The 25,676-nt window shown below is 44.0% G+C and carries 20 protein-coding genes, 1 tRNA gene and 1 riboswitch; of the genes, 7 read left to right on the plus strand and 14 right to left on the minus strand.

Translation table 11 applies throughout. From position 1 onward, the window contains the following. Positions 1-2 precede the first annotated feature (2 nt). Positions 3-977 (minus strand): hypothetical protein, encoded by a 975-nt coding sequence (locus tag JYE49_RS10855; protein ID WP_093957473.1) that lies wholly within the window; start codon positions 975-977, stop codon positions 3-5. A gap of 98 nt (positions 978-1,075) precedes the next feature. Continuing rightward, positions 1,076-1,164, minus strand: a riboswitch (SAM riboswitch). 199 nt (positions 1,165-1,363) lie between these two features. On the opposite strand from JYE49_RS10855, the gene JYE49_RS10860 reads away from it, so the two are divergent. The 3 genes from JYE49_RS10860 to JYE49_RS10870 all read left to right on the plus strand — a co-directional run bounded on the left by JYE49_RS10860 (position 1,364) and on the right by JYE49_RS10870 (position 3,617). Then, complete coding sequence (locus JYE49_RS10860) at positions 1,364-1,774, plus strand: hypothetical protein (protein ID WP_093957472.1); 411 nt, start codon at positions 1,364-1,366, stop codon at positions 1,772-1,774. A 545-nt stretch (positions 1,775-2,319) separates the two neighbouring features. Further along, positions 2,320-3,105 (plus strand): hypothetical protein, encoded by a 786-nt coding sequence (locus JYE49_RS10865; protein ID WP_093957470.1) that lies wholly within the window; start codon positions 2,320-2,322, stop codon positions 3,103-3,105. A 5-nt stretch (positions 3,106-3,110) separates the two neighbouring features. Continuing rightward, a complete protein-coding gene (locus tag JYE49_RS10870) occupies positions 3,111-3,617 on the plus strand; it encodes a replicative helicase loader/inhibitor (RefSeq protein WP_179217340.1) in 507 nt (168 codons plus the stop codon). 42 nt (positions 3,618-3,659) lie between these two features. Here the strand turns inward: JYE49_RS10870 and JYE49_RS10875 are convergent, their stop codons facing one another. The 6 genes from JYE49_RS10875 to JYE49_RS10900 form a co-directional block, all read right to left on the minus strand. After that, positions 3,660-4,859 carry a metallophosphoesterase gene (locus JYE49_RS10875; RefSeq protein ID WP_093957468.1) on the minus strand — a complete coding sequence of 400 codons (1,200 nt, stop codon included), beginning with the start codon at positions 4,857-4,859 and terminating at the stop codon, positions 3,660-3,662. Between the two features lie 122 nt (positions 4,860-4,981). Then, a complete protein-coding gene (locus JYE49_RS10880; protein WP_093957467.1) occupies positions 4,982-6,010 on the minus strand; it encodes a transglutaminase-like domain-containing protein in 1,029 nt (342 codons plus the stop codon). Positions 6,011-6,245: 235 nt separating this feature from the next. After that, complete coding sequence (locus JYE49_RS10885; RefSeq protein WP_304582863.1) at positions 6,246-6,569, minus strand: metallophosphoesterase; 324 nt, start codon at positions 6,567-6,569, stop codon at positions 6,246-6,248. A 572-nt stretch (positions 6,570-7,141) separates the two neighbouring features. Then, positions 7,142-8,902, minus strand: coding sequence for an HD domain-containing protein (locus JYE49_RS10890; RefSeq protein WP_093957465.1), 1,761 nt, complete (start codon positions 8,900-8,902; stop codon positions 7,142-7,144). 4 nt (positions 8,903-8,906) lie between these two features. Continuing rightward, a complete protein-coding gene (locus JYE49_RS10895; RefSeq protein ID WP_093957464.1) occupies positions 8,907-10,004 on the minus strand; it encodes a hypothetical protein in 1,098 nt (365 codons plus the stop codon). Further along, positions 10,004-11,176, minus strand: coding sequence for a hypothetical protein (locus JYE49_RS10900; RefSeq protein WP_093957463.1), 1,173 nt, complete (start codon positions 11,174-11,176; stop codon positions 10,004-10,006). Before JYE49_RS10900 ends, JYE49_RS10895 begins: the two co-directional genes overlap by 1 nt. A gap of 619 nt (positions 11,177-11,795) precedes the next feature. On the opposite strand from JYE49_RS10900, the gene JYE49_RS10905 reads away from it, so the two are divergent. Beyond that, positions 11,796-14,921, plus strand: coding sequence for a DEAD/DEAH box helicase (locus JYE49_RS10905; RefSeq protein WP_093957462.1), 3,126 nt, complete (start codon positions 11,796-11,798; stop codon positions 14,919-14,921). 23 nt (positions 14,922-14,944) lie between these two features. Here the strand turns inward: JYE49_RS10905 and JYE49_RS10910 are convergent, their stop codons facing one another. The 4 genes from JYE49_RS10910 to JYE49_RS10925 form a co-directional block, all read right to left on the minus strand. Further along, positions 14,945-15,187 carry a helix-turn-helix domain-containing protein gene (locus JYE49_RS10910; RefSeq protein WP_093957461.1) on the minus strand — a complete coding sequence of 81 codons (243 nt, stop codon included), beginning with the start codon at positions 15,185-15,187 and terminating at the stop codon, positions 14,945-14,947. 215 nt (positions 15,188-15,402) lie between these two features. Next, positions 15,403-15,476 (minus strand) — tRNA-Arg (locus JYE49_RS10915). A gap of 667 nt (positions 15,477-16,143) precedes the next feature. After that, on the minus strand, positions 16,144-16,362 hold the full coding sequence (locus JYE49_RS10920; protein ID WP_093957460.1) for a hypothetical protein: 219 nt from the start codon (positions 16,360-16,362) through the stop codon (positions 16,144-16,146). Positions 16,363-16,376: 14 nt separating this feature from the next. After that, the gene (locus JYE49_RS10925; protein ID WP_179217339.1) at positions 16,377-16,523 is read right to left on the minus strand and encodes a hypothetical protein; all 147 of its coding nucleotides are present in this window, start codon (positions 16,521-16,523) and stop codon (positions 16,377-16,379) included. Between the two features lie 503 nt (positions 16,524-17,026). Here JYE49_RS10925 and JYE49_RS10930 point away from each other — a divergent pair. Both JYE49_RS10930 and JYE49_RS10935 read left to right on the plus strand, forming a co-directional pair. Then, entirely contained in the window at positions 17,027-17,389 is a 363-nt protein-coding gene (locus tag JYE49_RS10930) for a hypothetical protein (protein WP_143754503.1), read from the plus strand. Between the two features lie 199 nt (positions 17,390-17,588). Further along, positions 17,589-18,455, plus strand: a complete 867-nt coding sequence (locus tag JYE49_RS10935) for a hypothetical protein (RefSeq protein ID WP_304582866.1) — start codon at positions 17,589-17,591, stop codon at positions 18,453-18,455. Positions 18,456-19,073: 618 nt separating this feature from the next. On the opposite strand, the gene JYE49_RS10940 is transcribed toward JYE49_RS10935, so the two are convergent. The 3 genes from JYE49_RS10940 to JYE49_RS10950 all read right to left on the minus strand — a co-directional run bounded on the left by JYE49_RS10940 (position 19,074) and on the right by JYE49_RS10950 (position 24,590). Then, entirely contained in the window at positions 19,074-19,427 is a 354-nt protein-coding gene (locus tag JYE49_RS10940) for a hypothetical protein (protein ID WP_143754501.1), read from the minus strand. Between the two features lie 272 nt (positions 19,428-19,699). Beyond that, positions 19,700-20,761: a DUF4179 domain-containing protein gene (locus JYE49_RS10945; RefSeq protein WP_093957458.1), complete on the minus strand. Its 1,062-nt coding sequence runs from the start codon at positions 20,759-20,761 to the stop codon at positions 19,700-19,702. A gap of 487 nt (positions 20,762-21,248) precedes the next feature. Then, positions 21,249-24,590, minus strand: coding sequence for a leucine-rich repeat domain-containing protein (locus JYE49_RS10950; protein ID WP_093957457.1), 3,342 nt, complete (start codon positions 24,588-24,590; stop codon positions 21,249-21,251). A gap of 239 nt (positions 24,591-24,829) precedes the next feature. On the opposite strand from JYE49_RS10950, the gene JYE49_RS10955 reads away from it, so the two are divergent. After that, the gene (locus JYE49_RS10955) at positions 24,830-25,525 is read left to right on the plus strand and encodes an HAD family hydrolase (RefSeq protein ID WP_093957456.1); all 696 of its coding nucleotides are present in this window, start codon (positions 24,830-24,832) and stop codon (positions 25,523-25,525) included. Positions 25,526-25,676: the final 151 nt, after the last annotated feature.

Below are 25,676 nucleotides of genomic sequence, written 5' to 3' on the forward strand. Positions count from 1 at the left end.
CTTCAGTACTTTGCATGCGCATTCAGCTTCTTCAGGTCATTGAAAGAGAACATCTTCCCTTTCCACCGGATTGTCTGACTCAGCACCTGGGTATCCAGGTCAATCCACATATAACAGTACTCGCATCCGTCCTCTTCCGTTACGGGTCTTACATGCGGGTATCGCTGCCGGTATTGGCCACCGTCCGCTGTCACCAGTCCCTTCTCAATCATTGTCCGCAGGAAGATCCACTCTCCCTGCCGCCAGCTCCCCATTCCAACGGTGGACGTATAAACTTCCAGGTGTTTCTCGCTGCAGATCGCGAAATACGGCCTGTTATCCACCAGGATGCCGGCGTTCCAGAAGCAGTCCTTGATGCTCCTTCCCTCATACTCAGGAAATGCCTTGTACTGCAGCGAAGTCATCGGCAGATAGTATTCCGGATGGCTCCGAAGAACCGTCAGGAAATCCACGCCTTCCTTATCTGCTGCCAGTTTCTCATCTGTTCTGTCTCCGCCCTCTCCTTCCTTCGCCAGAAGGAACATATCTGCTTCTTCATCACAGGTAATCCAGATATTCCCCCTCCATTTCCGGATCCGGATCACTTCGTCAAACTGTTGCATTCCCCGGTATCCGCCCTGGAAATACCCGTACCGACCCATAACGTAATCCCCGCTGCCCAGCCAACGGCTCATACCGTTCTGCTCAATCGTCTCCGCAGAAACGTCCCCGTACTTCTCCTTGTAGAAATCACCGAGCGATTCATATACAAACACCTTGTAATGTGTTCGTGTCATCTTTTCCAGCACCGTCTTTGACACAAAAACATCTCCCCTGCCGAAAAGCAGCCCCTGGAACCCGTTCACCCGTTCCGGATGTTCATGTCCGTATCCCTGCTGGAGGTTCTTGTAGACCTCCTTCGGATCCCGCTTGTCTCCCTGCTGAATCCTGAAGTATCCTTCCATCCAGTTCTTTTCACCGTTCACTAGGCCGCTCATTTCCATGCCTCTCCTTTCATTCTCCAGCCCAGAAGAAGCACGAAAAAGCCATCCCATCGTCTCCGACAGGATGGCATTGAATCCATTCCGTTTTTCTCATCCTATCGGTCAAGCTTTGGCACCTTACCGTTTCCGGCAGGTTGTCGTGCGGTCACAGGGCTTGTCCCTCGCGCACTCTTCATAGGCATTATTCAGTTGCGTATATATTATTCCACACAAAAACGTTTTTCCCTTTTTTCACGCAATTCCGCAATCCCCGCGAAATAAGCGCTGTTATTCCGCTCATCCCATCCTGTTATCCGCACCGCGCCAGTGCTATGCTTTTAGCAAATAAAAGCCGTTTACTTCTCTCCCACTCGACCGACTTCATGAAAGGAGTACCCACCATGGCAACCGGCTGGCAGGAAAACAAAGACTTCTACGAAACAAATAACGAGAAGTTACAGAAAGCTTCCTTTTTTGAAACCCCTCCTGTTCGTGGCGCGCATCTGCGCTACATGCCAAACCCCGAAGCAATGAATGACGCCCGTAGAGTATGGACAAAGAAAACATTCACGGCGGCAAACATACTGTGCCTGGCCGCCACTGCCTTTGTCTGGGCGATCAACTTTCTTTTCATCTATTACTTTCAGACAACCCTTATCCCCATTACAGGCAGTTTCTTTGTGGACAGCCTAATCCTCACGGTCGGCATCGTCGTCATCTGGGTCATCATTCGCCGCAGGCAGGAGGACTATGACAACATCGCCGCGGAAATCGAAAGCAAGTACAGCGTCGACGGGGAAAGGAAAGGATAAGCTCCTTCCTTTCCCTTCTTTGTGAATTGTCATCCTGAGAAGGGCGAAGCTCTGAGGACTGCCAGTGACAGAAATCTCGTCAGAGCTGAGGTCAACCGAAACGAGCGAGCTGCCCAGTGAGCAGTCGCGACGATTGAGGTTGCGGACATACGAAGGGAGCGCAGTCGAAGGACCTCATTCCACGCAGCAGCGTCGTCTGCTGCTTTTTATTTTTCCTTCGTTTCTACAACCTCATACCTCCTACTTCCTACTTCCTACCTCCTCCCTGTTTTCCCTCTCTCCTTTTCGCCGCAACTTGCGGCAACCTGCGGCAATTTGCCGCCTTATACCAATCCTTATCCGAATCCAATCCATATAGGAATCCTTATCCATACTGCACTGAGCAAACTTCCCCTCCAATCCCGCGGCAGACTGCCGCTGCCCATTCTTCCTCAAAAAAAGATAGCTCCATGACAGTAAAAAGGCAGTCCCCTGAGACTTGAAAAACACGGGAACTGCCTGTTACGCTGTAAATGGAAAGATAGACAAAAAAGGAGGTTCACCCAATGCCCAGCAGGATCCTGAAGGATTCCATCCTGACCGACAAGGCATTCAACAGCCTGACCCTGACAGAAGAATCCATCTACCACCGCCTCCTCGTCAGCGCGGATGACTACGGCATCTTCTACGCCGATCCGATCCTCCTCCTGCGGATCCTGTATCCCCGGAAAACAAACATCACGGAAGAAGTCATCCGGGAAGGCCTGGACCACATGGAGGAAGCAGGTATCATCTCCCGCTACACAGCAGAAGGAGAAGACTACCTGAAAATCTGCTCCTGGGAAAACGACCAGCGGCTGCGGAACTCCCGCCACAAGTTCCCCGTCCCGGAGGAGGAAGAACCAACTCCCGAACCCGCACCCGAACCGGAAACAAAAGAAAAGGCCAGGCTGGAAAAACCCGCTGACCACAACGTCAACAAAAAAGCTGCAGATAAAGTCCCCAAAACAGCAGACGAGATCATCATCCAGCTTCCCCTGGGTGACAACACCGACTATAACGTCACCCAGGAGGAAATCACAGAATTCTCCTCCCTGTACCCGGCAGTGGATGTTCTCCAGGAATACCGGGGCATGAAAGCCTGGTGCATGTCCAACCCACACAAGCGAAAAACTAGGAACGGAATCAAAAAGTTCATCAACAGCTGGCTCTCAAGCGCCCAGAAGCAGGCCAGAAGCAGCCCGCCGCCCAGCAAGCCGCAGCTTCCCCGGAACCCCTTCCTGGAAGAATTAAATACGATTCCGGCTGAAGAATATCAGCCGCAACCCAATACTCCCGCAGGAGGTGAATGAACCCTATGGACATGAACGAAACCAAACGGATCCTCGCCGACATCACCGCCATGTACCCCAGCTTTATCAAAGACAGGGACCCCGCTGTCCTCTCCCGGGTCTGGCAGCGGCTCTTTGCCAACACACCCTATGCCCTGGTAAACCAGGCACTCTACGCCTTCCTAAACACAGATGTTAAAGGTTTCCCACCCACGCCAGGCGCCCTGAACGACATCATCCAGAAAGCCCGACAGCTCAACGGCCCCACCGAGGACGATGCCTGGCTCAAAGTCTACAAAGCCATCTCCCGGGGCCTGTACAACAGCCAGGAGGAATTCGACAAGCTTCCTCCGGACATCCAGAGAATTGTCAGCAGTCCCCGCATGCTCTTCGAATGGGCCCATATGGACAGCGACGACGTCAACAAAGTCATCGCCGCCCACTTCAAACGCTCCTGGCGTGCAAGGCAGGAACTGAAGCAGGACCTCCTCCTGATCCCTGAAACCTCCGCCGATCCCCTGCTGACACCGTAAAAAACAAAAGCGGCGCTGGTTTATACCCAATGCCGCTTCCTTTTACGCAATCATTCTCTTCAGTTTCTTCCGTTTGTGGCGCTTCACCAGCCACCTGATCACCAGAACAATCAACACAATGACCAGCACCAGCGCAGCGATGATCATAAACAAATACTTCCTGAGCATTACACCCAATGAAGATACAAACAGTCCCGGCAGCGGTTCTGAGACAAGATCCTTGTAATACAGCATCTTCGTCTCATATTCCGCAGGGTTCTCTGCGTTCAGTGTTACAAGCCTTGTTCCGTGTTCATCTCCCCGGCCGTAGAGATAGAACCCCACGCCGGAGGTGGTAACCATATCGATGCCTTCATAGGTACCGCAGTAGTCATTTAAATGATCATGTCCGAAGAAGGCTGCTTTCACATTCATCTTCTTCCAGGCATCAAACTCACCACTGTCATATTCAGAAGAACACGGGCCTTCTCCCATATGTCCTGCCCAGATATATTCATCATCCAGCACATACCATTTACCGAAGTTCGGTCCATAGCATGTGACTGCTCCGGAAGTTCCGAAAGGAACTTTCTTAATCATGTTATAAACCTGCGGAACAGGAATATGCTGGAACACATAAGATACCGGAGAAGCATACTTTCTGCATAGTTCCTCATAAGCAGAAAGCATCCATTCATTCTGCTCCTCTGTCACATATCCGTATGTTCCTTTTCCCTCTTCCGCATAGCTTCCGCTGTCCATGAACCACAGCACTACCGGACTCTCCGGCTTAACCGGATTCTCCACCACAATATAGTAGTTTCCGCATCCGGGCAGATCTTCTCCGTCCACAGCCAGGCAGCCCGGATAGGACTGGTATATCTTCAGCTGTTCTTCCTTGCTGATCTTGCATTCTTCATCATGGTTTCCGAATACCAACGCAAACGGAACTCCTCGTTCAACTACCGGAGACACCGCTGCGTCAATTGCCTTCTTAACCCGGTCTTCACCACGCAGATCCCGGCCATGAATCATATCTCCCAGGAATACAACAAGGTCTGGCTCAGCAGCATCCAGGGAAGCGTTCATCAGGGACAACATAGCAGGTTGAGGGGTATCTATGTCTTGAGGATCAGCGATGATGAGTATGCGAAGTGGATAATCTGGAGAAAGGGAAAAACCTGCATCTTCCGCAGAGACAACGCATAAAACAGATGTCAAAAGTACAGCAAGTGTTAAACAAAACACATATATACGACGCATAGTATCAACTCCTGAACGGTATCCTTTTACAATAGATATGCCTTTCCCCCTTGATAGGATTGCATACTAAAACCTTTGTGTCCTGATTATTCTTCATAATCAAAAGCCACCACACCATAGTATTATGCTCTTTTTTTGCACTGGTTTTTCACTAACTGAGGAATCCAGGTCAGTTCAATCCCTTTTCGTTTAAAATCTCCTAAGCACTTTTGTATGGTTTTTCTGTCATACGATTTATCACTCAAATGATCTCCAGGATAATCAAATGGTCCTTCATATTTCTTCATAGCATCTTTTTTCCCCAGCAAAGTATTATTACTGCAATATCCGGCTGTCATAAGAGCATCCGAAAGCCTGTAGGGATTCCGGGTAATATTATGAGTAAAATCCATATAGTATTCTTTATCTTCGATCCTGATTATATTCCATGAATGGCAATTAGCACTGACTTGTCGGCAGTGAATATTAACCTTTGGATTATTCAGAATAAGCGCCGCTGAAAATGCAATGTCTGAGCATACTCCATAATGATTTAACAGAACATCCTCTGTCAAAGAGCTGCGTACCATATCTTCGCATACATAGGTTTCTCCGCCAGCAATTGATTCTTTATCTTTAATATACTGTATCGTTCTTTGAAACCATATATCCAATAGCAATACTTTTTCCAGATTATTGACAGGCTTCCAGCTTTCGATCCAATCTATTATTTCGTTCGCTTTGGCTAAAAGCTTAGTTGCCGAAAACACATTAAATGCACATGTTCTGCCGTTGACATCAGCAAAATCCAAAGGTTCTAGTCGTCCAGAACAGTTTTCCGTTGCCTTCCACATTTCCGACCCCAGCCACAGATTTGGATAATCTAACAACTTATAAACCATGTCAACTGAAACTGTTATTTCCTCCAGCTTTATTCCATCCGATAACATCTCAGATAATCTCTGCAATTGTTCTATAGTTCCACATCCTACCAAGCTGACAAAGACTACAGGATCTGTTTTTTTGACCCGTGAAATAAAATCCTCTAAACCCTCATTATCAAAAAAAACAAGATTATCATATTCCTGTATTTCAGTTGGATTCCACAGTTCACCCACATCCCGAAATCTTTTCCCTATGAAACAAGTTTGTCCATGACGCACAAAATACACACTTCATCCTCCTCAAGCAACAATTACTATTCAACAACTTCTCCTGCAAAACCAGTTATAATGTCATTCCGTACCCCCAGCAGATAATTATTCTTTCAGTTATCTTCCATCAGATCTCACCAAAAATGCTATTTCTACAGATATCTACAAATCGTTCTTTGGCAGACACACTCATTTTTGTCACATATCTGTATATGCCTTTTCTTTCTTCCGCGTAGTTTCCGCTGTCCGTAAATCACAGCACTACCGGGCTCTCCAGCTTAACAGGATTCTCCACCACAAGATAGTAGTTCCCGCACCTAGGCAGATCTTCCCCATCCACTGCCAAGCAGCCGGGATAAGACTGGTATATCTTCAGCTGTTCTTCCTTACTGATCCCGCATTCCTCATCATGGTTGCCGAACACCAATGCAAACGGAATCTCCCGTTCAACCACGGGAGACGCCGCCGCGTCAATTGCCTTCCGAACCTTCGCTTCACCACGCAGATCCCGGCTATGGATCATATCCCCCAGGAACACCACCAGATCCAGTTCAGCAACGTCCAGGGAAGCATTCATCAAGGAAAGCATGGCAGGCTGGGGGGGCAATGTCCTGGGGATCAGCGACGATGAGGATGCGGAAGGGATGCTCTGGCGAAAGAGAAAAGTCTATCTCCTCTACTAAACCAGCAGTAAAAGTCGAAAGTACAAGCACCGAAGTGCAAGAATAAGTGCATATATACGACGCATACAATCAGCTCCTGATACTGTAATCAAAATATTTAATAACCGCCATCATTTAAATCAGCTTCTGTTCTCTATATAAATAATCGGTACTGTCAATAGTTTTGCGCAAATTGCTCCTTAACGGGGTGCGGACAAAATCCTAGACCGTGAATAACGGAACAGGATTTTGTCCGCACCCTCTTACCGCAGCGAGTCAAAAACAATTTACCTTACCTTACCATGTAAATTTTTGCTTGACTTTTGCAGATGTTCGATCTGGCACCCTCCGGCATCAATTATATGGCATGATTACTGGGCTTTAAATTCATGCGTTTATAGAGCGCTTACAGATAAGCCCACATATATGGCACTTTATATTATTAATATAATAATAGAATTGTCTCATACATTATTCGTGGCATCAATTATTCTGGATCAAATCTAATAGATGTGCACACATTCTTATAGGGACACTCTTTATTTTCTTCTGAATATCGACATCTGTCTATTATATATTTTTCTTCCACAAGAAAATAATATTGGATACCTTTTTTCTCCAATTGTTTTTTCAATCCTTCAACCGAAGGCATTTCTCTATTAATAATTCCTATTACATGCTTAACATTCCCAATGCTATTACATGCATCAAGAATAGCTTTTCCTGTATGATTAACTCCTATTACAAGCACAATCTTTTTGCCAGATATACTCGTTTTTATAAACTCCAAATCCCGTTCTTGTTTAGTGTATTTAACTTTTTTATTATTCGGAACCCAATGTGCAATTGGCAGTCCTGAGAGACCTGCGATGTGTGCTGCAAGCAACGCTCCGCTATTTGCTATGCCAATAAGTGCATAATCATTATAATCCTCATCATTATTTATCTGCAGTAATAATTCTTGCGCAATATCATCCAACAACTTGTGACTTGATAATAGTCCATTACAATCCAAAACATTTCGTATACAAAAACGTTTTTCTTTATCACCCTCTATTGTTCTGTGTAAACAATAATGACCTTCCTTGTACAGATGATGTTCATCAATATACTCTCGTATACTTTTTTTTAAATCTTCAGGGGTTAATTTCTCATTGTTATTAGAATCATGATAGTATTCATAATTTTCACTTGGTTGGTTAATAGCTTTCTTTTCACAATATGCTTCAAGAGCTTCTCGTATATCGGTTGGTTCAATGCATTCCGTTGAGATCACCGGAAAAGAAAGATTCCTTTTATCAATTTCATCAAACAATGTATTACATGTAGTTTGTTCTTTTTTTAATTTGTCTATTATTTCTTTTAGCAATTGATATGGATCTTCAATCTCTTTTTTTTCAGCTTCTCCTTCATCAAACAAGTCAGTTTCCACATTCAAAGTTATTTTCCCTGGATTTATAATTACCGAGTTAATTAGTTTTAACTTTTTCCAGAATGGTTTTGAATCTTCCGGCAACTCATCCAAATGAATTCCTTCACATCTAGACTGGGATAAATCAAGTTCATCAGCCCATCGTAGTATTGCAGCAAGTGCATTAATAGTTGAGCTATTCGTAGTAAAAATCCTGTACAACGATGTATCAAGCGTTTTGACTGTATCTTTGGGATCTCCCGTATAGTTGGAAAACTTTAAGTCACTATGTCCAAGTACTATTGCCGCTATTTCTTTTTGAAGAGGTTTAGAAACATCCTTGATTGCCCCTTGTATTCCATCAGTTAACTTGACAATATATTCATTGTCCAAATCAAACTTATCTTTGTATTCATCACGTAGTAGTGCTATTTTATTATATATCGGATGCCTTTTTTTGTTGCTATCAACGATTTTACATACCATTTCCGCCCCAACCAAGGCATGTATAGCCCGATGCGTATCAGTTTTATATACCATACCAATATCATGAAGAATAACCGCCATTAAGAAGCAAAACAGATCATTCACCCCAAAGGCTTTATAATCATGAAGTATTAAATCTGCGTTAGATATAACATTAATTATATGACGTTTCCAATCATGTGGAGTATATGCCACACTAAATGCTCTATCTCTTTCATAATATGATTCGACATAAGCAGCTGTGTCTTTGATTATGTCACCAAATTCTTTCCTTTCTTTATAGATATACTGAAAAATATCCGATTTTTTGAACACATATGAGTAATTATCATCGAACTGCGCTCTCGTCATTTTTTTATTGCTCCTTCTTGTCTTCTAAATCAGTTCTTTCAACACTACAAGCATAATAATTTTGTTTAAATCCATTAATATCAAATAGTGTTTGTATATCATCCAATTTACTTACTTCGTCTGGTTGATCTGTCCTTCCTTGATTTGGTTTTTTATAATGTGATATGCCAAAGCTATGGATAATAGAAGACTTTTTTAAGGAGCATATCAATTTCATTCGCTGATACTCTGTTCCAAGGCACATGAAATCAAAGATGTAAACATACTTTTTGTGTGGATATATTCTTTCAACAATTAAATCATCATCCGTCGTTATATCAGGACCTATATTCCGTAGAAAAAGAACCGGTTTCTTGATATAAACAGAAAGATAACTAGCCAAACATGCTCCAGTTATACTTGCGCAAACAAATGCATCAAAGTCAAGGTCTGTCGTATTCATTATCATATGTAATAATCTCGTAGTCGCAAGAGCAGCAAGCTTCCCATCAGCAAAAAGGTTCCTAACATTAATATAATGATTCGAAAAAATATTAGATGAATACACATTTTCAATGGTCTTTTCTTCTGGTGCTATTTTTTCGAAAATGAGTTTGGAAAGACAGTTGTCTATTTTTTTTACAACATCCGTTTCATCATCAAACAATGAGATATAATTATCCTGATCTTTTGTAGCGTATGACAAATCATTATTTATTTCACTAAAAATACATGCAATTTTAGTGAACACCTTTTTCATATCTTGAGTTGTACTTTGCCCTATCTTGTAGAAGTATACCACCTTATAACGCGAGACAAGAACAGCGAGATCCTCTTCAATATGATTAAAATGTGAACCCGCATTAGAAAAATCTACAAATAGATAATCACCTTTATAATCCTGATTTTTGCAAAATGTAATCAGCGGTAGCATTGTTGAATTAATCCAATGATTAGGTGGTATTGTTTCTAGCAAATTAATATTCATTGTGCTGATTTTGTCGCGATCGGTGGACGCTCGTCCATATGTATAATTGATTAAATTGTTGTCGAATACTGAATAATAATCAAAGGGTTTACCATTATACTGTAATGAATAAACATATGACTGCGTCTGATACATTACCAATCACTTCCTTCTTTTTCTTCCCTTATTGGATCAATCGATATTGATATGTGCACACCAGGAAAGTAATATGGAGAAAAAACCACATGTTTAGAAGTGATCCAATCCTGTCTAATTGATTGATCTAGCACTAGCTTTTCAAACACATCGATTTTAGGTGTAATGCTTGAATAATCAAAATATAAAGGATTAATCTCGTCTATTCCATCAAACAACTTTTTAACAGAGCGTGCATCAATTTGTAGCATAGCATAATCAGATTGAATCCGAAAAACAGGATTATGGTCTTTTCCAACGGCCAATATTGTTTTAATAATGTCTATAATTCCACGATCAAAGATTTGTTTATTATTATAGTATCGATAAAGAATACTCTCTACTATACCCATTAAAGACCTGATATATCTATCATTCTCATATTCAAAAAAGACCCTGTCTGAAAACAATCCTTCTTTTCTCCATTTAAGATCAATTTTTTCTCTAAAAGAATAATAGCATCCGCTCCCATTATCACTACAAACAAAACTTAATCCCGATCTATTATAATTCTGAAAAGTATAATAACAGTAATTACCACCTGCATGTGAATATGCATTTATTATTAATTCAGAAAACGCTTTTGAAAGCTCTATATACATATCATTGTTAATACCCAATCTGGCAATTGACTCAACTTTTCTATTAAGAGACCAAAAGTCTTTTGATACCATTTGCCGGATTCTGCTCTCTGCTTCTTCTATTGTTTCATCTTTAAAGTGATATATAACCTCTTCAGAGCCCCTGTAGCCAGGTTCAAAATATGTGGGCAGTTTTATCCTTCTTATTTTGTCAGTATTCTCTCTTTTTTGTGTTATGGGAGAAAGTTCCAGCACATCAGTGTAAACACTACGGCCCACATCTGCAGCCAAGAAAAAATCAGTATTACCTAGAAACTCAACAAGTTTTGTGTTCCATCCAAAGAGCAAATAAATAACTGTATTATAGGTTTCCTTTATATAACTAAACACACTTAATAAATCGCATAGAACGCTCGGGGAAATAAAACTAGTATTTTGAAAATCCAACACTAGCATGTCACTATTCCCCTGACTAGCATATAAAATTATATCTCGCAAATAAATTTTGCTAAACATCTGATTATTCACATACTTGTCAAATATAATTCTCATAAGCTCCTCTCCATTATAAAAAATATAATCTATCAAGTAAAAATTTCATCCAAAAGCTTAACATATATCAAAAAAGCTAATTAGTTCATTATCAACTAGATGTACTTTACACATAATAATTTAAATAAATATTATAGCAATTGTATTCACGCCCGATCTCGCCCCCGCATATAATTATTCAATTTGTATCAATAACAGAACCCATAATGTCTTTTATTGTTATATACCATCTTCCAGATTATTTATCAATAGAAAAAACAAAAAATATTCATAACAAATTGCAAACCCGAAAGCGTTGTAATTGCGTTTTCAAAAAATGTTTATAACTTAAAAAATGCTCAGTATAATTCATTCCGGACGTTTCCAAGTTTCCATTCAAAAGCCATCAGAGCCGTTTACCATTTGTGTCTATTTAGCAATTCAAACACATTTGCTTAAGCACTCCCAAATATATACGTCTCCACAATCGCACTTCAATGGCACTCACTCTAATTCTCTAGTCGCTGTAATGCTTTTGATTCAACTAGATCACCGGGTAGAATATAGTCAAGTATATTCCTTATATGATATTATATTTTTAGATTAATCGTACTTAAACCATATAAAGGGGCTTTAAAAGATGAAACCAGGCTTGTATGAGCAAATCATCAGCAAGGCAATTTCAGATGAATTGTCTTCTATTCCAGATGTCTGTAAAGCTATAGAAAAACTCGATGTAGAAGAAGCCCCTCATGCTTTAGCTGAGTATGTGGCTGAAGCTATGCGTCGCACTTTGGAATCCATCCCTAAAGATACTACTGAACAGATCACTCTTGTTAACAAGATTCTTTCCGTTCTTACTGAAACACGTAAAGATATAGCTGATAGTATTGTTGATAATCGTGCTGAAAAACTGCTGCATCTTCTGGATGAAAATAGTCCAGATCACATTGCCGGGAAAAAGGCGTCTGAAATAACCAGGCCAGAAACACCAATGTCTGTAAGCAGTTTGTTTACAGGTGCTGCCCATGAACCGAAGATGTTCTCTGAACTCAAGAAAGAGATTGTCAGTGCAGACCGCATTGATATGTTAGTTTCTTTCATCAAGTGGAGTGGTCTTCGGCTGATCATAGACGAACTCCGTGAATTTACAAATCGAGGTGGATTGCTACGAGTCATCACTACATCCTATATGGGAGCTACTGAAGTCAAAGCTATCGACGAACTGTCAAAGCTTCTTAATACAGAAATCAAAATCAGTTATGACACCGCCCGTACCAGACTACATGCCAAAACATATGTCTTTTACCGGGATACTGGTTTCACAACTGCCTATATTGGTTCTTCCAATCTATCTAATGCTGCCATGAGCAATGGTTTGGAATGGAATCTCAAAATCACTGCTATTGATCAACCCGACACACTAAAAAAGATTTATGCTACTTTTGACAGCTATTGGAATTCCTACGAATTTGAGCCTTATACAACAGATTCACATCCCAGGCTTGCAGAAGCCCTGAAGGGAGAAAAATGGAAAGGCAATAAACAAATCTTTCTCTTTGATATCCGACCTTATCCCTATCAGCAAGCCATCTTGGATCAGCTCCGTGCGGAACGGGAAGTCCGTGGATTCTATCGCAACTTACTAGTCGCCGCAACCGGTACCGGAAAGACTGTCATTTCGGCCCTGGATTATCGAGGCTGGAGAAAAGCCCATCCTAAACAACTTAATCGATTGCTGTTTATTGCTCATCGGGAAGAAATCCTTAAGCAAAGCATAGCCACTTTCCAAGCGGTTCTAAAAGATCCCAACTTTGGTGAACTCTGGGTTGGTAACTATAAAGCAGAGACTCTAGATTACCTGTTTATCTCTGTACAGACACTCAACTCTCAAGCTTTATGGAAACGTCTCCCTCCGGATTATTATGACTACATCATCATAGATGAAACACACCATGCAGCAGCAGATTCTTATGCAGACGCTATTGAAACATTTAAGCCACAAGTGCTTCTCGGATTAACCGCTACTCCGGAACGCATGGATGGCAAAAGCATCCTTCGCTTCTTTGATAACCGCATCGCTGCTGAAATACGTTTACCTGAAGCCATCAACAGGAAGCTTCTCTGCCCTTTCCAATACTTTGGAGTCAGTGATACAGTAGATCTGAATGATTTGAAATGGACTCGCGGCGGCTATGATCGCAAAGAACTCAACAATATCTATACCATTTCCGGCTCTATAGCTCAAAAACGTGCAGATCATGTGGTTGATTGCTTGTCACGATATACTACAGATATGGACGAAGTCAAAGCCCTTGGATTCTGCGTTTCCATTCAACATGCACGTTTTATGGCAGAACATTTTAATATCGCTGGTATTCCTTCTCTGGCGTTGGACAGTTTTTCTTCCGACGAAGAAAGACAAAGTGCTCAAAAGAAGTTAATCGATGGCGATATTCATGTCATATTTGTTGTTGATTTGTATAACGAAGGTGTTGATATTCCAGAAGTTAACACTGTCCTGTTCCTCCGTCCAACTGAATCTTTGACAATTTTCCTGCAGCAGCTGGGACGTGGTCTTCGTCTTTGTGACGGAAAAGATTGCTTAACTGTTCTGGATTTCATCGGTGCAGCAAACCGGCGGTATAACTTTGAGGAAAAGTTTGCTGCGCTTCTAGACGATGAGCACCACACTGTTGTTGAAGAAATTGATCGTGGTTTCACCGGTGCCCCTAAGGGTTGTTATATACAACTTGAGAAAAAAGCTTCACGCATAGTTTTAGATAATATACAGCAATACTTCAGAGGCCATGCAGAGCTTGTAAACCGTATTCGTACCTATCACGAGGACAGCGGTCAGGAATTGTCCTTTGAAGGTTTCTTGAGCTGGTATCACATGACACCGGCAGACATTTACAAAAAAGGCATTACTTTTGCCAGGCTTTGTGTTGAAGCGAATGTACAAGAAGATTTCCATGAAGAGATCGAGCTGCTTTTGAGCAAAATCATGTATCGCTTCACTGTTTTTGATTCTCGTAGATGGATACAATTCTTGCTAGATATACTACCCAATCTAGGCAAAGTGAATATAGCATCGTTATCTCTTCTGGAGCAGCGAATGTTGCAAATGTTCTATATTACTGTCTGGGACAGTTGCGCTGAAGATTGGAATAGTAATGAAGTCCAGGAAAAGCTCTTAAGCTTGGCTAATAGTCCAGTCATGTTGAAAGAACTACTTGATTTGCTCAAGTACCAATTCGATCATATTGATTTTATTGATTCCGCTACAGACCTTGGTTTTGATTGTCCTTTAGATGTGCATTGTACCTATACTCAGCGCCAGTTACTTGCCGCATTGGATTATAAAAACTACAGTGCAATGCGGCAGGGTGTTTTGTATCTTCCCGCTAAAAACATTGACGTTTTCCTAATCACCCTGAATAAAAGTGATAAAGATTACTCTCCGACTACCATGTATGAGGATTATGCTATTAGCAACACGCAATTCCATTGGCAAAGCCAATCCACCACATCCGCCGAATCCCCAACAGGTCAAAGATATATCCACCACGCAGAACAAGGTGGTCACATTCTCCTATTTGTCCGCGAATTCAAAAAGGATATCTTAGGGACTTCTCCATATACTTTCTTAGGTCAAGCTTCATATGTAAGTCACCATGGAAGCAAGCCTATGAATATCATCTGGCAATTAGAAAAGCCCATCCCAGGGAAGTATCTGAGACGGGTTCAGCAAGTTATGGGCTAGCCGCAAAACATACCTCATTCATTTCATTCTTCTCCCTTTGGATAATCCACTGCCAGGATCTCCTCAACGGACACATCCAGGATGCTGGCAAGCGCCACCAGGTTGTCCACGGTCGGCAGGCTGATGCCGTGTTGCCATTTGTAAATGGCCTGTGGGGTTGCGAAACCCAGGAATTCCTGGAGTTCCCTGACGGAAACGCCGGAGCGTTTCCGTAGGATACAGATATTCTGTCCGGTTTTGTTCAGATCCACTACCGGAATCCGCATATGGATTCCTCCCCTCCTTATTTTCTGTATGTACTGTCGGCTGGATTCGAACCAGCGGCAAACGGCTTATAAGGCCGACACTCTGTCCGCAACCTCAATCGACGCGACTCCACACTGTGGAGCTCGCTTGTTTCGGTTGACCTCACCTTTGACGGAATTTCAGCCACTGGCTGCCCTCAAAGGTTCGCCCTCCTGAGTTATGACAGCATATGAAGTACTGCCGGCTGGATTCGAACCAGCAACTTCTGCATTAGAAGTGCAGATCTCTATCCGATTGAGATACGGCAGCATATGAAAAACACCCGCTCCCAAAGGAACGGGTGTCAGTTCATCTTGTACAGATCAGTTATTTCTAAAGGAGCCGATCTTTTCCGCGATGATACTTAATTGCGTTCCATATGGGCACAGCAAAGCAATGGTCGTTCTGTTTACGCGACCTTGTGTCTTTATGCCCATGTTCAGGAACTGGTACATCGTTTTGGCTCCTTTCATCTCTCTTTGATGACTGAATTGTATCATACAGGAGAGCTGTTGTCATTATACCAGTAGTATAATAAATCACAAAAGAAGTCAGGAATAGATAAACAGCATCCCCGGCATTTCTGCCGGGGATGCATAGTATTGTCTTTAGCATACCATGTCTTTATACTGCAGGCTTCCCAGGTATAATATTGCAATACAATCTTTCTGTATAATTACACCCTGGCTTAGTGCATCTATAGACGTCTGTATGCAGATTTCTTGATGGAGTATCGTATCCATCCCAAAATTCCATTTTATGTGTATGACCACTATCTGTCATATTCACATTCGTATTGTTAACAGCCAATGCTTCAATAATAGTCAGCGTAGCAATAATAACCAAGCATAAGGCAACAAGCTTTTTAACACAGTTTTTTCTCATATTTCATTTCCTCACCTTATATATTGTTTATCAGTTTTCAGATCTGCCGTTATCAGTTAAAGCAGCTATAGTAGCAGGAATTGCCCGGTCCACCGGGAATCGCGCCACCGGTACCCACACGGTAACCGGGGTTGGGGCTGCCGCCACGTTCATTGCCGCCCGCGGCTACGGGAGAAATTACCGTACCGTCCCGGTCAAGGGCAAACGCACAAGACGCCAGGGATACAATAAGTACCAGCATAAGAGCAAACGCGATCAGTCTTTTAGTCATAGTTTTTCCCTCCTTCAGTTGTTTTCCGTTTTGTCTGCCCGTGATTGCCTGTCCTTTTGCTTTACCCACATCACAACCAGGAAAATGATCAGGGCATAGAGGATAATGTTTCCTACAGTGGTAAGCCAGGCCAGTGTGTTCACTGTGCCGGTGTCAGTCATAAGCATTCCCCCTCCCTTTGGTCTTTGTATATATAAACGGATCAGAGAACGGTTTTGTTTCCATTTATTCCGCATTCATATCGTATACCTGGGCGAGCCTGGCGAAATGCTTCATGTACTTTGCGTTCAAGTCTTCATAGTATATACACTTGTCTCCGTATTCCATCCTTCCCTATGTTTTGCTCGCGCGTACAGGTATAAGAAGCAGTGGGCTCAACAGAATATCAGTGTTTCAACAGACATGCTTAAAATATGCATTATATTTGTATATTGAGTGATCCGTTACACTTGTTATGCACATAAGATATAATCGGGCAAATGCAAACAACCAAGAACTCTATCCGGACAATGTAAAATTATACGAATTCACTCCAGAACCAATTACATCACAATACTGTAAACAACGCATGTAACCTATTGCAAATTGTACTATCTTATTATATTCTTTTTTCATAAAGATGATCATCTTCGGGAAACAAAAAACAAAAAGGAGCGTACTGTCTATGAAAAAAACTCTTGCACTTATCCTCACCCTTGCATTGGTATTATCTTTGTGCATTTCTGCATATGCAGCTTGCTCAATACATGGAAACAAATATAAAGAATCTGCAGGTAGTGATGATGTAGAGATTATCAATGATAATAACTATAAAGGACACATCAAGAGAACGACTAAGTATTGGCATTGCTATTACTGCGCTGCCGCTGTTGGCGGCGGTCTTGGGCCTCAAAATTGGACAACAACTTCAGACGATCGGGTAAGTCATTATTATAGTAAGCAAACCGTCGAAACCAAAAATGGGATACCGTGGAGACTCAAAATGACCTGCAACTGTGGATGGACTGCCTATTCATATTTCCGTTAATACACTGGAATGTGTATAGTGTAGAAACACATCCACTAAGTCACCCGGCAGATTTATAATCTGCCGGGTGACTTTAATGAATGTTATTGATATAAGTAAACCATATAAAATGAAGATGATATCAAGTATTTAATTCAAGACATAAACTTCCAATAATCAAAAAACGTTCTAAGAAAGAACGATCAATATGAAGGAGCATATGATGAAAAAGTTTATAGTTGTTCTTTCTATAATAATATTTATGTTTGTTTCTATTTCGCAGGCTGATGAATCATTAGGTGGAATCAGCGAAGATACACTTGTGTATTATTATCCGGTTGTAGGACAATACTATCATCTGAACCCTAAGTGTAGGATTCCGTCAGAGTATCCACAGATGGAATCATACTTTAAATATTCTGAAAGAGTCGAAGCGCCATATTGTAATCTTTTACCATGTGAAGTATGTACTACCCCATTGGAGCAAGAAGACGGACCTCTTTTCTCATCTTTTGGTGAAGTAAGCGACGAAAACCGTGCTATTTTTGGTGAAGATTTCTGTATCGCAATTGTGAAAAAAGAGGGTCAATATTATCGTGTTGTAACTAAAGTTGATGAAAAGGCAAAAGCTCTATTAACAAATGCTCTTGCGCTGGAAAATGAGGAAGAATGTCAAAAAGCTATAAACACTTATATCGAATACTGTAAAGCTCTTCCAATATACTATGACGAAGTAATCACAGCCGTTCCGCTCAGGGATGAAGAACTAAAGACCCTTGAAGGAAAATCTCTTGAGGATATGCTAAATGAAGGATATGATTTATACGTTAATGAGGATGACGAAAATGCAGGTGATGACGTCATCACTTTTGTAAAAGATTTTTATGAATACATGATAACTATTATAGAATCTCAGGAAGAAAGCCATAATCATGATGATGGTATCTGTCTCGATGAGTTAATAGTAGAACACGCAGAATTCCTGGATTTCTCTGATAATGCGTTTGATATCTGTTATCGTCCAGATGGAACATGGATACAGCCTGAGGATATAGGAATTGATATACATCCAATGCATCATGAATAACATATGGCACACGGAAAATGAACAATCAAAGAGGAAAACTGTTTCATTGAATGATACATATTCAAAATAGATTTGAATTGCCAATATATGGAGCATTAAAAGCAGCCCGATCAAATAAACATCAGGCTGCTTATTAACCTTTATTATTGAGAATTATTTTTATACAATCCAAGCAGTATCTAAAAAATCTGATCACTTTTCACAAAAAGAAAGATGAATTAACCCTTTCAGTCTTTTGCGGTGCCAATGTTTTACCGAAGATAAGAATACACATTGCTCTTCTTTCCGCAGACACATTTGTGACCAATTCTATAGGGTATACCGTTTCTTGTGTCAACAAATGAAATATCATACGAATGGCTTTGTGGATAAAGAGCTCCCTTCCCCGCTTCATACTTGCCGCAATTGGGACATGTAATATAATATGTTATAACTCCATGATGTTCACTTGCATTAGAGATATATTCCGTCGTACTGCTTGATGTTGCTTTGTCATTATTACATTTCAAGCATGTTGTTGCGTTAACAGTCAGCGGAATAAAAACACAAGCGACCAACAAGATAATAATTCTTTTCAAGTATCCCCTTTTTTTCATCTCTATTTCCCCCTTTTACGATTTACCGCAGGTAAGAATACACATTGCTCTTCTTTCCGCAGACACATTTGTGACCAATTCTATAGGGTATACCGTTTCTTTTGTCAACAAATGAAATATCATACGAATGGCTTGCTGTTGGTATATATGTCTCTTTTATATATATTTTCCCTTTGCAATTTGGGTCTGAACATTGTGTATATGTGAACACATATCCCCAATGTGTAGAATCATTATGTAAATACTTGGTTTCAGTGACTATATCAGCCGTTACTTTTCCACATCTTCCACACATCACCAAAGCATTTACTGCAACAGGAAGAATAATACATACCAACAAAACAAAAACAAGCACCATCCTCTTACATCTTTTCATATGTACACCCTCCATTTACTTTTTCAATAGTATAAATGAAAACATTGTCGACAACGCAAACATAATACTACATAAACGTACTTTTTGCAACTCTTTTCATTATTCGATGTTTTTTTCAGTTGTAAGCCTTAAGAGATATTTGTACCTGACATATAGCACTTTTACCAATTAAATTGTGGAGACAGAGCTTCTTGCCCTGTCTCCGGGATGGTTCATTCTTATTTGTTCCGTTGGTTTTGTTCGTTGGTTTCTTCTTATCGCTCCTTTCCTGTTTATTGTCCGCTGGTCTCTATGACGATGGCCTCATCGGTATGAGCGCCGGTACGGGCGTACATGGGGACGAGGCTCAGGGAACTCACGTTGTCCATGTAGGGGAAGCCGATTTCGTAGATTACTTCATCACCGTCCATGAAGACCCGGTTTTCACCGCAGACGTCATTCATGGGCTGGTGGTTTTTGTACAGGTCCCAGTAGATGATCAGGTCTGTGGAAACTTCTCCGGATCCGGTTTCCAGATCATTCCGGGCTTTGACCTGTTCATCCGAGGACAGGCGGATGGTCACCTGCATATCCGCCTGACCGGCAACGGCGGTTGCCTTTGCCTTCCAGGAGTTTATCTCCAGGGTGCCCTGGAGGGTTACCGCGTCCTTGTTCTTTGCTGCGGTAAAGGGAATACTGGTTTTTTTAGTTTCCTGCCAGTTTTCCTTATAGTTGGCATTATCCTGGAATTTAACGGCATGGTTGCAGGAAACAGACAGGGCAAAGGACTGGGAGTCTGTTGCCTTCTCTTCCGGAATGACTGCTTCCAGCCAGCCGATCAGGGAACCGTCCTTCTGTTTGATTTCCATTCCACCCACGGTACGGGTTTCGGTTCCGTCCTCCAGGAGGATGCCTTCAACCACATCATAGGGGCCTTCCAGCCAGCGCTGGCTCTGGCCGTTCAGCCAGTCATGCTCCTTCATATAATCCGCCTGGTCAATGGCCGGGGCTTCCCCTGTGATCCAGTTTTCCACCTCATGGGTCCATTCGGTCTCTTTGGGAGCGCCTTCATTGAGCTGGATCAGGTCAGCGTTTGAACCCACTTTATAAGAGGCAAAAATGCGGCTGCCTTCGTAGTAAGCCTGATTGACTTCCACGGTAATGCCGTCTTCCAGGGTCTGGGAAGCAGCGGGCTTTTCCGCGATCTGATCCAGAACGGAAAGGCGCTTGTCTGCATACTCGCCTTCCTGGGCAGCCACTTCGCCGAATACTCCGCTGCCTGCCGCAAAGGCAGCGGATATGGAAAGCACGATCATTGAGATCGCAAGTAACACGGTCATGGTTTTCCTGAACATTTTTACCTCCTTCAGGGGCGGATGGTGGTTATTTCGTTTGTCCGCACCTGACAATACAACGGAAGAAAAGGCGGTTTTGTTCCTTCTGGCTGGAAAATAATGCCAGACTGTACAAATACAGTCTGGCAATTCACAATTTCGTGATCGCTGTTACCAAAGTCTCTTCGACACTTTGACAGCTGCAGCGTGGGAATCATACACCGTGCTAAAGCACGGATGAGTCCTCAACAATTCATAATTTCTTCAGTGTTTTACTATATGCATTTCTTTGAGTAGAGCAACAGTATTTCAAGAATGAAACAGGGAGCGTATGCCATATTTTCACCGGTAAATGCAATATCATTGCATTTGGCGGTGAAAACATGCATAAAACACCGTTATCCGTGCGGAACTGTAAAGAACTGTAAAAGAAGGGCAGGATGAATCGGTTCCCTGTTCGTTCCCAATGAAAAAGCAGCCCGCTTTGGGCTGCTTTTCGGGACTGATCTTACTTCCCGGTGATCGGTTCAGACGCGGCGTCAGGATCCTCCGCCGGGGCTTCGCTGATGGATTCAAAGGGGGCGTTTATCTGTGCCGCATATTTCTGGCTTGTGCTGTTCTCATAGCCATAAAGGACAGCATTGGGTGAATGGTTAAAGATATTGTTATCCGTTGCCGACCCGTAACCATTGGAGAACCCGCCGATCATTGCGTCCGGGTTCAGGATCGTTACCTTTTTCAGGTTAGGGCACAGCGAAAACGCGTATCCGGCAATATTGTTCACGGAAGCCGGCAGCGTCACGCTCTCCAGGGAGGGAGAGAAGGTGAAGCACATCCATTCGATCGTTTTGATTCCTTCCGGGATTTCAACGTTCTTCAGGTGCTGGACAAACTGGAAGGCATAGGGGCCGATAGCCTTCATTTCCGCCGGGAAGTCATTGGCTTCCAGGGTTTCCTGTTCCCGGCCTGCCGGATAGCTGATCAGCGTACCGCTGTTGTCAAAGAGCATACCGTCGACGGAACGGAAGACAGGATTGTTTTCGGCAACCCGGATCTCCTTCAGCTCAGGATTATCCGCAAAGTCGTTGCCGTTGTACATCCTCACAAACGTGGAAGGAAGCTCAATCGCGGTCAGGCCGGTGCCCGCTACCGCGGAACCGCCGATCGTCCTGGTTCCCTCCGGGATTGCATACTCTCCGCCCCAGTTTTTACCGGTCGGGTAGTAAAGCAGCTTCGTCCTGTCACTGGTGAACAGCACGCCGTCCACAGAGACAAAATGCTCATTGCCTTCCGCTACTTTGATTTCCTCCAGCTTGCCGTTGTAGGCAAAGGACTGGGATGTTCCGATTTTTTCCAGGGAAGCCGGCAGGGTAATTTCTTTCAGCTGCCGGCACTGATAGAAGCAGTAGCATTCAATTTCTTTCAGGGTTTCGGGCAGGTTCACCTTAGTCACCCTGGCATTCCTGAAAGCCCACTCAGCCAGTACTTCAACGCCTTCGGGAACGGTCACTTCCCCTCCCTTGCCGACGTATTCCACCAGGGTTTTTCCCTCGATGATAAAATCATCCTCATTGCTTTCCGCGGGTGCCGTCCCAGCCTCAGGAATATCCTGCACCGTTTCCTTTACGGATTCCGCCGCGGTTTCCGGCGCTGTTCCCAGGGCTTCAAAGTTCAGGCCGCACCTTTCGGCATAGGCCTGCAGCCCGCCGCCCGCGTAGCCGCACAGGACAGCGCCTTTTGCAGCTTTCCAGAAAATGTTGTATGTTTCCGGTTCATCGTCATACATGTCTTGCGGCTGAATATCCGGATTCAGGATGGTCACCCGTTCCAGCGCCGGACAAAAGGCAAAGGCATGACTGCTGATGTACTTCACGGAAGCGGGAATCACAACCGTCTTCAGGGACTGGGCGCCGAAGAAAACCTTGCTCCCCAGGTATTCAAGCCCTTCCGGCAGTTCCAGTGTTTCCAGGTGCCTGTTCCCCCAGAAGGAGTCATGGGCAATGTGCTTCAGGCCGGCAGGGAAATCTTCCGCTTTCAGTTCCTTTTCTCTTTTTTCGTTCGGATAGCACAGGAGGGTATCGGAGTTGTACAGGACGCCGTCCACTGAGCGGAACACCTTATTGTCAGGAGACACGTTGATTTCCCGCAGGTTCGGAAGTCCCACAAAGGCAACGTAATCCCGGCCCGCGCTTTTCAGTGTGGAAGGAATATTGAGCGTCTCCAGCCAGGAGGCGTCTATACAGGATTCTCCCAGTTTTTCTGTTCCTTCCGGAATGGAATACTCTGCATCCTGTTTTCCTGTCGGATAATATACCAGGGTTTTACCGGACGCCGTAAACAGGACGCCGTCCACCGTGATGTAATTCCCGCCTTCCGCCACGTTGAATGCCTCGAGCGCGTAGTTGTCGCCAAAGGCCTGGGTTGTATTCTCCAGTCCTTCCAGGGAGGCCGGGATGGTAATCTCCTTCAGCTTGCGGCATTCGTAAAAGCAGTGATGGCCGACTGTCTTCAGGGTTTCCGGCAGGTTCACCTTGGTAACAGCGGTATCCTGGAAAGCTTCCGAAGCCAGCTTCTCTATGCCTTCCGGCACAGTCACTTCGCCGCCCGCGCCGACGTATTGCACCAGGGTCTTTCCCTCGATAACAAAATCATCTTCACTGGTTTCCGCGGGTTTCGTTCCGGTCTCGGGAATATCCTGCACCGTTTCCATCGCGGATTCCGCCTCAATTTCATCCACGATTTCCAGTTCTGTTCCCAGCGCTTCAAAGTTCAGGCCGCACTTTTCGGCATACCTCTGCAGCCCGCCGCCCGCGTATCCGCACAGGACCGCGTTTTTGTCGGCATCCCAGAAAATGTTGTATTTTTTCGGATTGTCGACTGTGATATCTTCCGGCTGAATATCCGGGTTCAGGATGGTCACCCGCTCCAGTTCCATACAGACAGCGAAGGTATAATAGCTGATGGTTTTGATGGAGGCGGGGATCACTACGGTCTTCAGGGAGCGGGCACCGAGGAAGACTTTTCCGCCCAGGTATTCAAGCCCCTCCGGAAATTCCACGTTCTCCAGGTACTCGTTCCCCCAGAAGGAGTTATGGGCAATCCGTTTCAGGCCGGCGGGGAAATCTCCCGCTTTCAGTTCCTTTCCCTGTTTTGCGTTCGGGTAGCACATCAGGGTATCGGAGGTGTACAGGACGCCGTCAATCGAACGGAACGTTTTATTGTCAGGAGACACGTTGATTTCCCGCAGGTTCGGAAGTCCCACAAAGGCGACGTAATCCCGGCCCACGCTTTTCAGGGTGGAAGGAATATTAAGCGTTTCCAGCCTGGAGCTTTTTACGGATGATTCTCCCAGTTTTTCTGTTCCTTCCGGAATGGAATACTCGGTATCACGTTTTCCTTCCGGATAAAACACCAGGGTTTTACCGTCCGCCGTAAACAGGACGCCGTCCACCGTAATGTAATTGCCTCCCTCCGCCACGCTGAACGCCTCAAGCGCATAGTTGGCGCCAAAGGCCTGGGTTGAATTCTCCAGGCCTTCCAGGGAAGCCGGCAGGGTAATCTCCGTCAGCAAGCTGCAGCTGTAAAAGCAGTGATGGCCGATCTCCCTCACGGTTTCAGGCAGGTACACCTTTGTAACGTCGCTGCTCTGGAACGCTTCACCTCCCAGCACTTCAATGCCTTCCGGCACCGTCACTTCGCCGCCCCTGCCGTTGTATTTCACAAGGGTCTTTCCTTCGATCGTAAATTCGCTTTCAGCAGCGTCCTCCGCGAACGCGGTAAAACAAAGTCCGGTTACCAGTACGATGCTGATCAGCAGAGCAACGAGTTTATTCCAGGCTTTCCGTTCCATTTCCCCAAATCCTTTCTTCCTTACGGTTCCGGCTTTTTAAGCGGATGAGCATTCCCCGGTAACAGAAGGGCAATGCTTCACTTTACATATTCATCATACCGGTCCGCTGTTTCAGAGTATTCACACGGATGTAACAACCATGTAAATTGAGTGTCTCGGGAACATATCTGCTGACAACTTGATTGCCCGTCGTTTCCCTTGTATAATGCGTTCATCCATAACCCCGGGAGGTATGTGTTATGCGGATCAAAGCTGTGGTTTTTGATATCGGCCAGACCCTTGTCCATTATCCCATCCCGCTGAACTGGTCCGCCCTGTACCGTCCCGCCTTTGAACACATCGAGCAGAAGCTGGGGCTGAGCCTTTCCGAAGAAGCCTATGAGCATATCGGAAAAACCCTGGCAAAGTACAACGCCCGGATCAATCCCCGGGAAAAGGAAGTCTCCTCCGATCTCATCTTCTCCGAGATCCTGGAGGGTACCACCATTCCTGAAACACTGAAGGAAACCGTCAAAAAAGAGTTCTATGACTATTTCCGCTGTAAAGCCCACGTTTATCCGGAAGCGGAGGAAACCCTGGCGGAGCTGGCCGGGCAGGGCATCGTCACCGCGACCCTGTCCGACGTGGCCTACGGCATGGACAACCAGTACGCCCTGGATGATATCCGGCCGCTGCTGAAATATATCCAATATCCCTATACATCCAATGACACCGGCTGGCGGAAGCCCTGCGGAAAGGCGCTGGAAATCCTGGCGGAAAAGACGGGCGTCCCGGTACGGGAAACCGCCTTCGTCGGGGATGAGATCAAGGACGTGATGTGCGCGAAAGGCGCCGGCGTGGTTTCCGTGCTCATCAACCGCACCGGCGAAGCAAAAGACTACGGGCAGGATTATGAAATCAAAGACCTGCGGGAAGTTATCCGGCTGATTAACTGACAAAGGGACGACGACATGACAGCGGGACAGACACTCAGTCACATTTTCTCCAAAAACAGTGACAGAGTATCAGTCCCGGCAGTCACATCGCCGGCTTCATGCGGGTGAACAGAAAGAAGAGGACAGCTGCTGCCGTCCTCTTTGTTTTATC

The organism is Aristaeella hokkaidonensis (assembly GCF_018128945.1).
Taxonomy (GTDB): Bacteria; Bacillota; Clostridia; order Christensenellales; family Aristaeellaceae; genus Aristaeella; species Aristaeella hokkaidonensis.

Coding starts and splice junctions, on each gene's coding strand:
- JYE49_RS10855 (WP_093957473.1), bottom strand. CDS start 977: ATGAGCGGCCTAGTGAACGGTGAAAAGAACTGGATGGAAGGATACTTC.
- JYE49_RS10860 (WP_093957472.1), top strand. CDS start 1,364: ATGGCAACCGGCTGGCAGGAAAACAAAGACTTCTACGAAACAAATAAC.
- JYE49_RS10865 (WP_093957470.1), top strand. CDS start 2,320: ATGCCCAGCAGGATCCTGAAGGATTCCATCCTGACCGACAAGGCATTC.
- JYE49_RS10870 (WP_179217340.1), top strand. CDS start 3,111: ATGGACATGAACGAAACCAAACGGATCCTCGCCGACATCACCGCCATG.
- JYE49_RS10875 (WP_093957468.1), bottom strand. CDS start 4,859: ATGCGTCGTATATATGTGTTTTGTTTAACACTTGCTGTACTTTTGACA.
- JYE49_RS10885 (WP_304582863.1), bottom strand. CDS start 6,569: ATGAATGCTTCCCTGGACGTTGCTGAACTGGATCTGGTGGTGTTCCTG.
- JYE49_RS10890 (WP_093957465.1), bottom strand. CDS start 8,902: ATGACGAGAGCGCAGTTCGATGATAATTACTCATATGTGTTCAAAAAA.
- JYE49_RS10895 (WP_093957464.1), bottom strand. CDS start 10,004: ATGTATCAGACGCAGTCATATGTTTATTCATTACAGTATAATGGTAAA.
- JYE49_RS10900 (WP_093957463.1), bottom strand. CDS start 11,176: ATGAGAATTATATTTGACAAGTATGTGAATAATCAGATGTTTAGCAAA.
- JYE49_RS10905 (WP_093957462.1), top strand. CDS start 11,796: ATGAAACCAGGCTTGTATGAGCAAATCATCAGCAAGGCAATTTCAGAT.
- JYE49_RS10910 (WP_093957461.1), bottom strand. CDS start 15,187: ATGCGGATTCCGGTAGTGGATCTGAACAAAACCGGACAGAATATCTGT.
- JYE49_RS10920 (WP_093957460.1), bottom strand. CDS start 16,362: ATGACTAAAAGACTGATCGCGTTTGCTCTTATGCTGGTACTTATTGTA.
- JYE49_RS10925 (WP_179217339.1), bottom strand. CDS start 16,523: ATGACTGACACCGGCACAGTGAACACACTGGCCTGGCTTACCACTGTA.
- JYE49_RS10930 (WP_143754503.1), top strand. CDS start 17,027: ATGAAAAAAACTCTTGCACTTATCCTCACCCTTGCATTGGTATTATCT.
- JYE49_RS10935 (WP_304582866.1), top strand. CDS start 17,589: ATGATGAAAAAGTTTATAGTTGTTCTTTCTATAATAATATTTATGTTT.
- JYE49_RS10940 (WP_143754501.1), bottom strand. CDS start 19,427: ATGAAAAGATGTAAGAGGATGGTGCTTGTTTTTGTTTTGTTGGTATGT.
- JYE49_RS10945 (WP_093957458.1), bottom strand. CDS start 20,761: ATGTTCAGGAAAACCATGACCGTGTTACTTGCGATCTCAATGATCGTG.
- JYE49_RS10950 (WP_093957457.1), bottom strand. CDS start 24,590: ATGGAACGGAAAGCCTGGAATAAACTCGTTGCTCTGCTGATCAGCATC.
- JYE49_RS10955 (WP_093957456.1), top strand. CDS start 24,830: ATGCGGATCAAAGCTGTGGTTTTTGATATCGGCCAGACCCTTGTCCAT.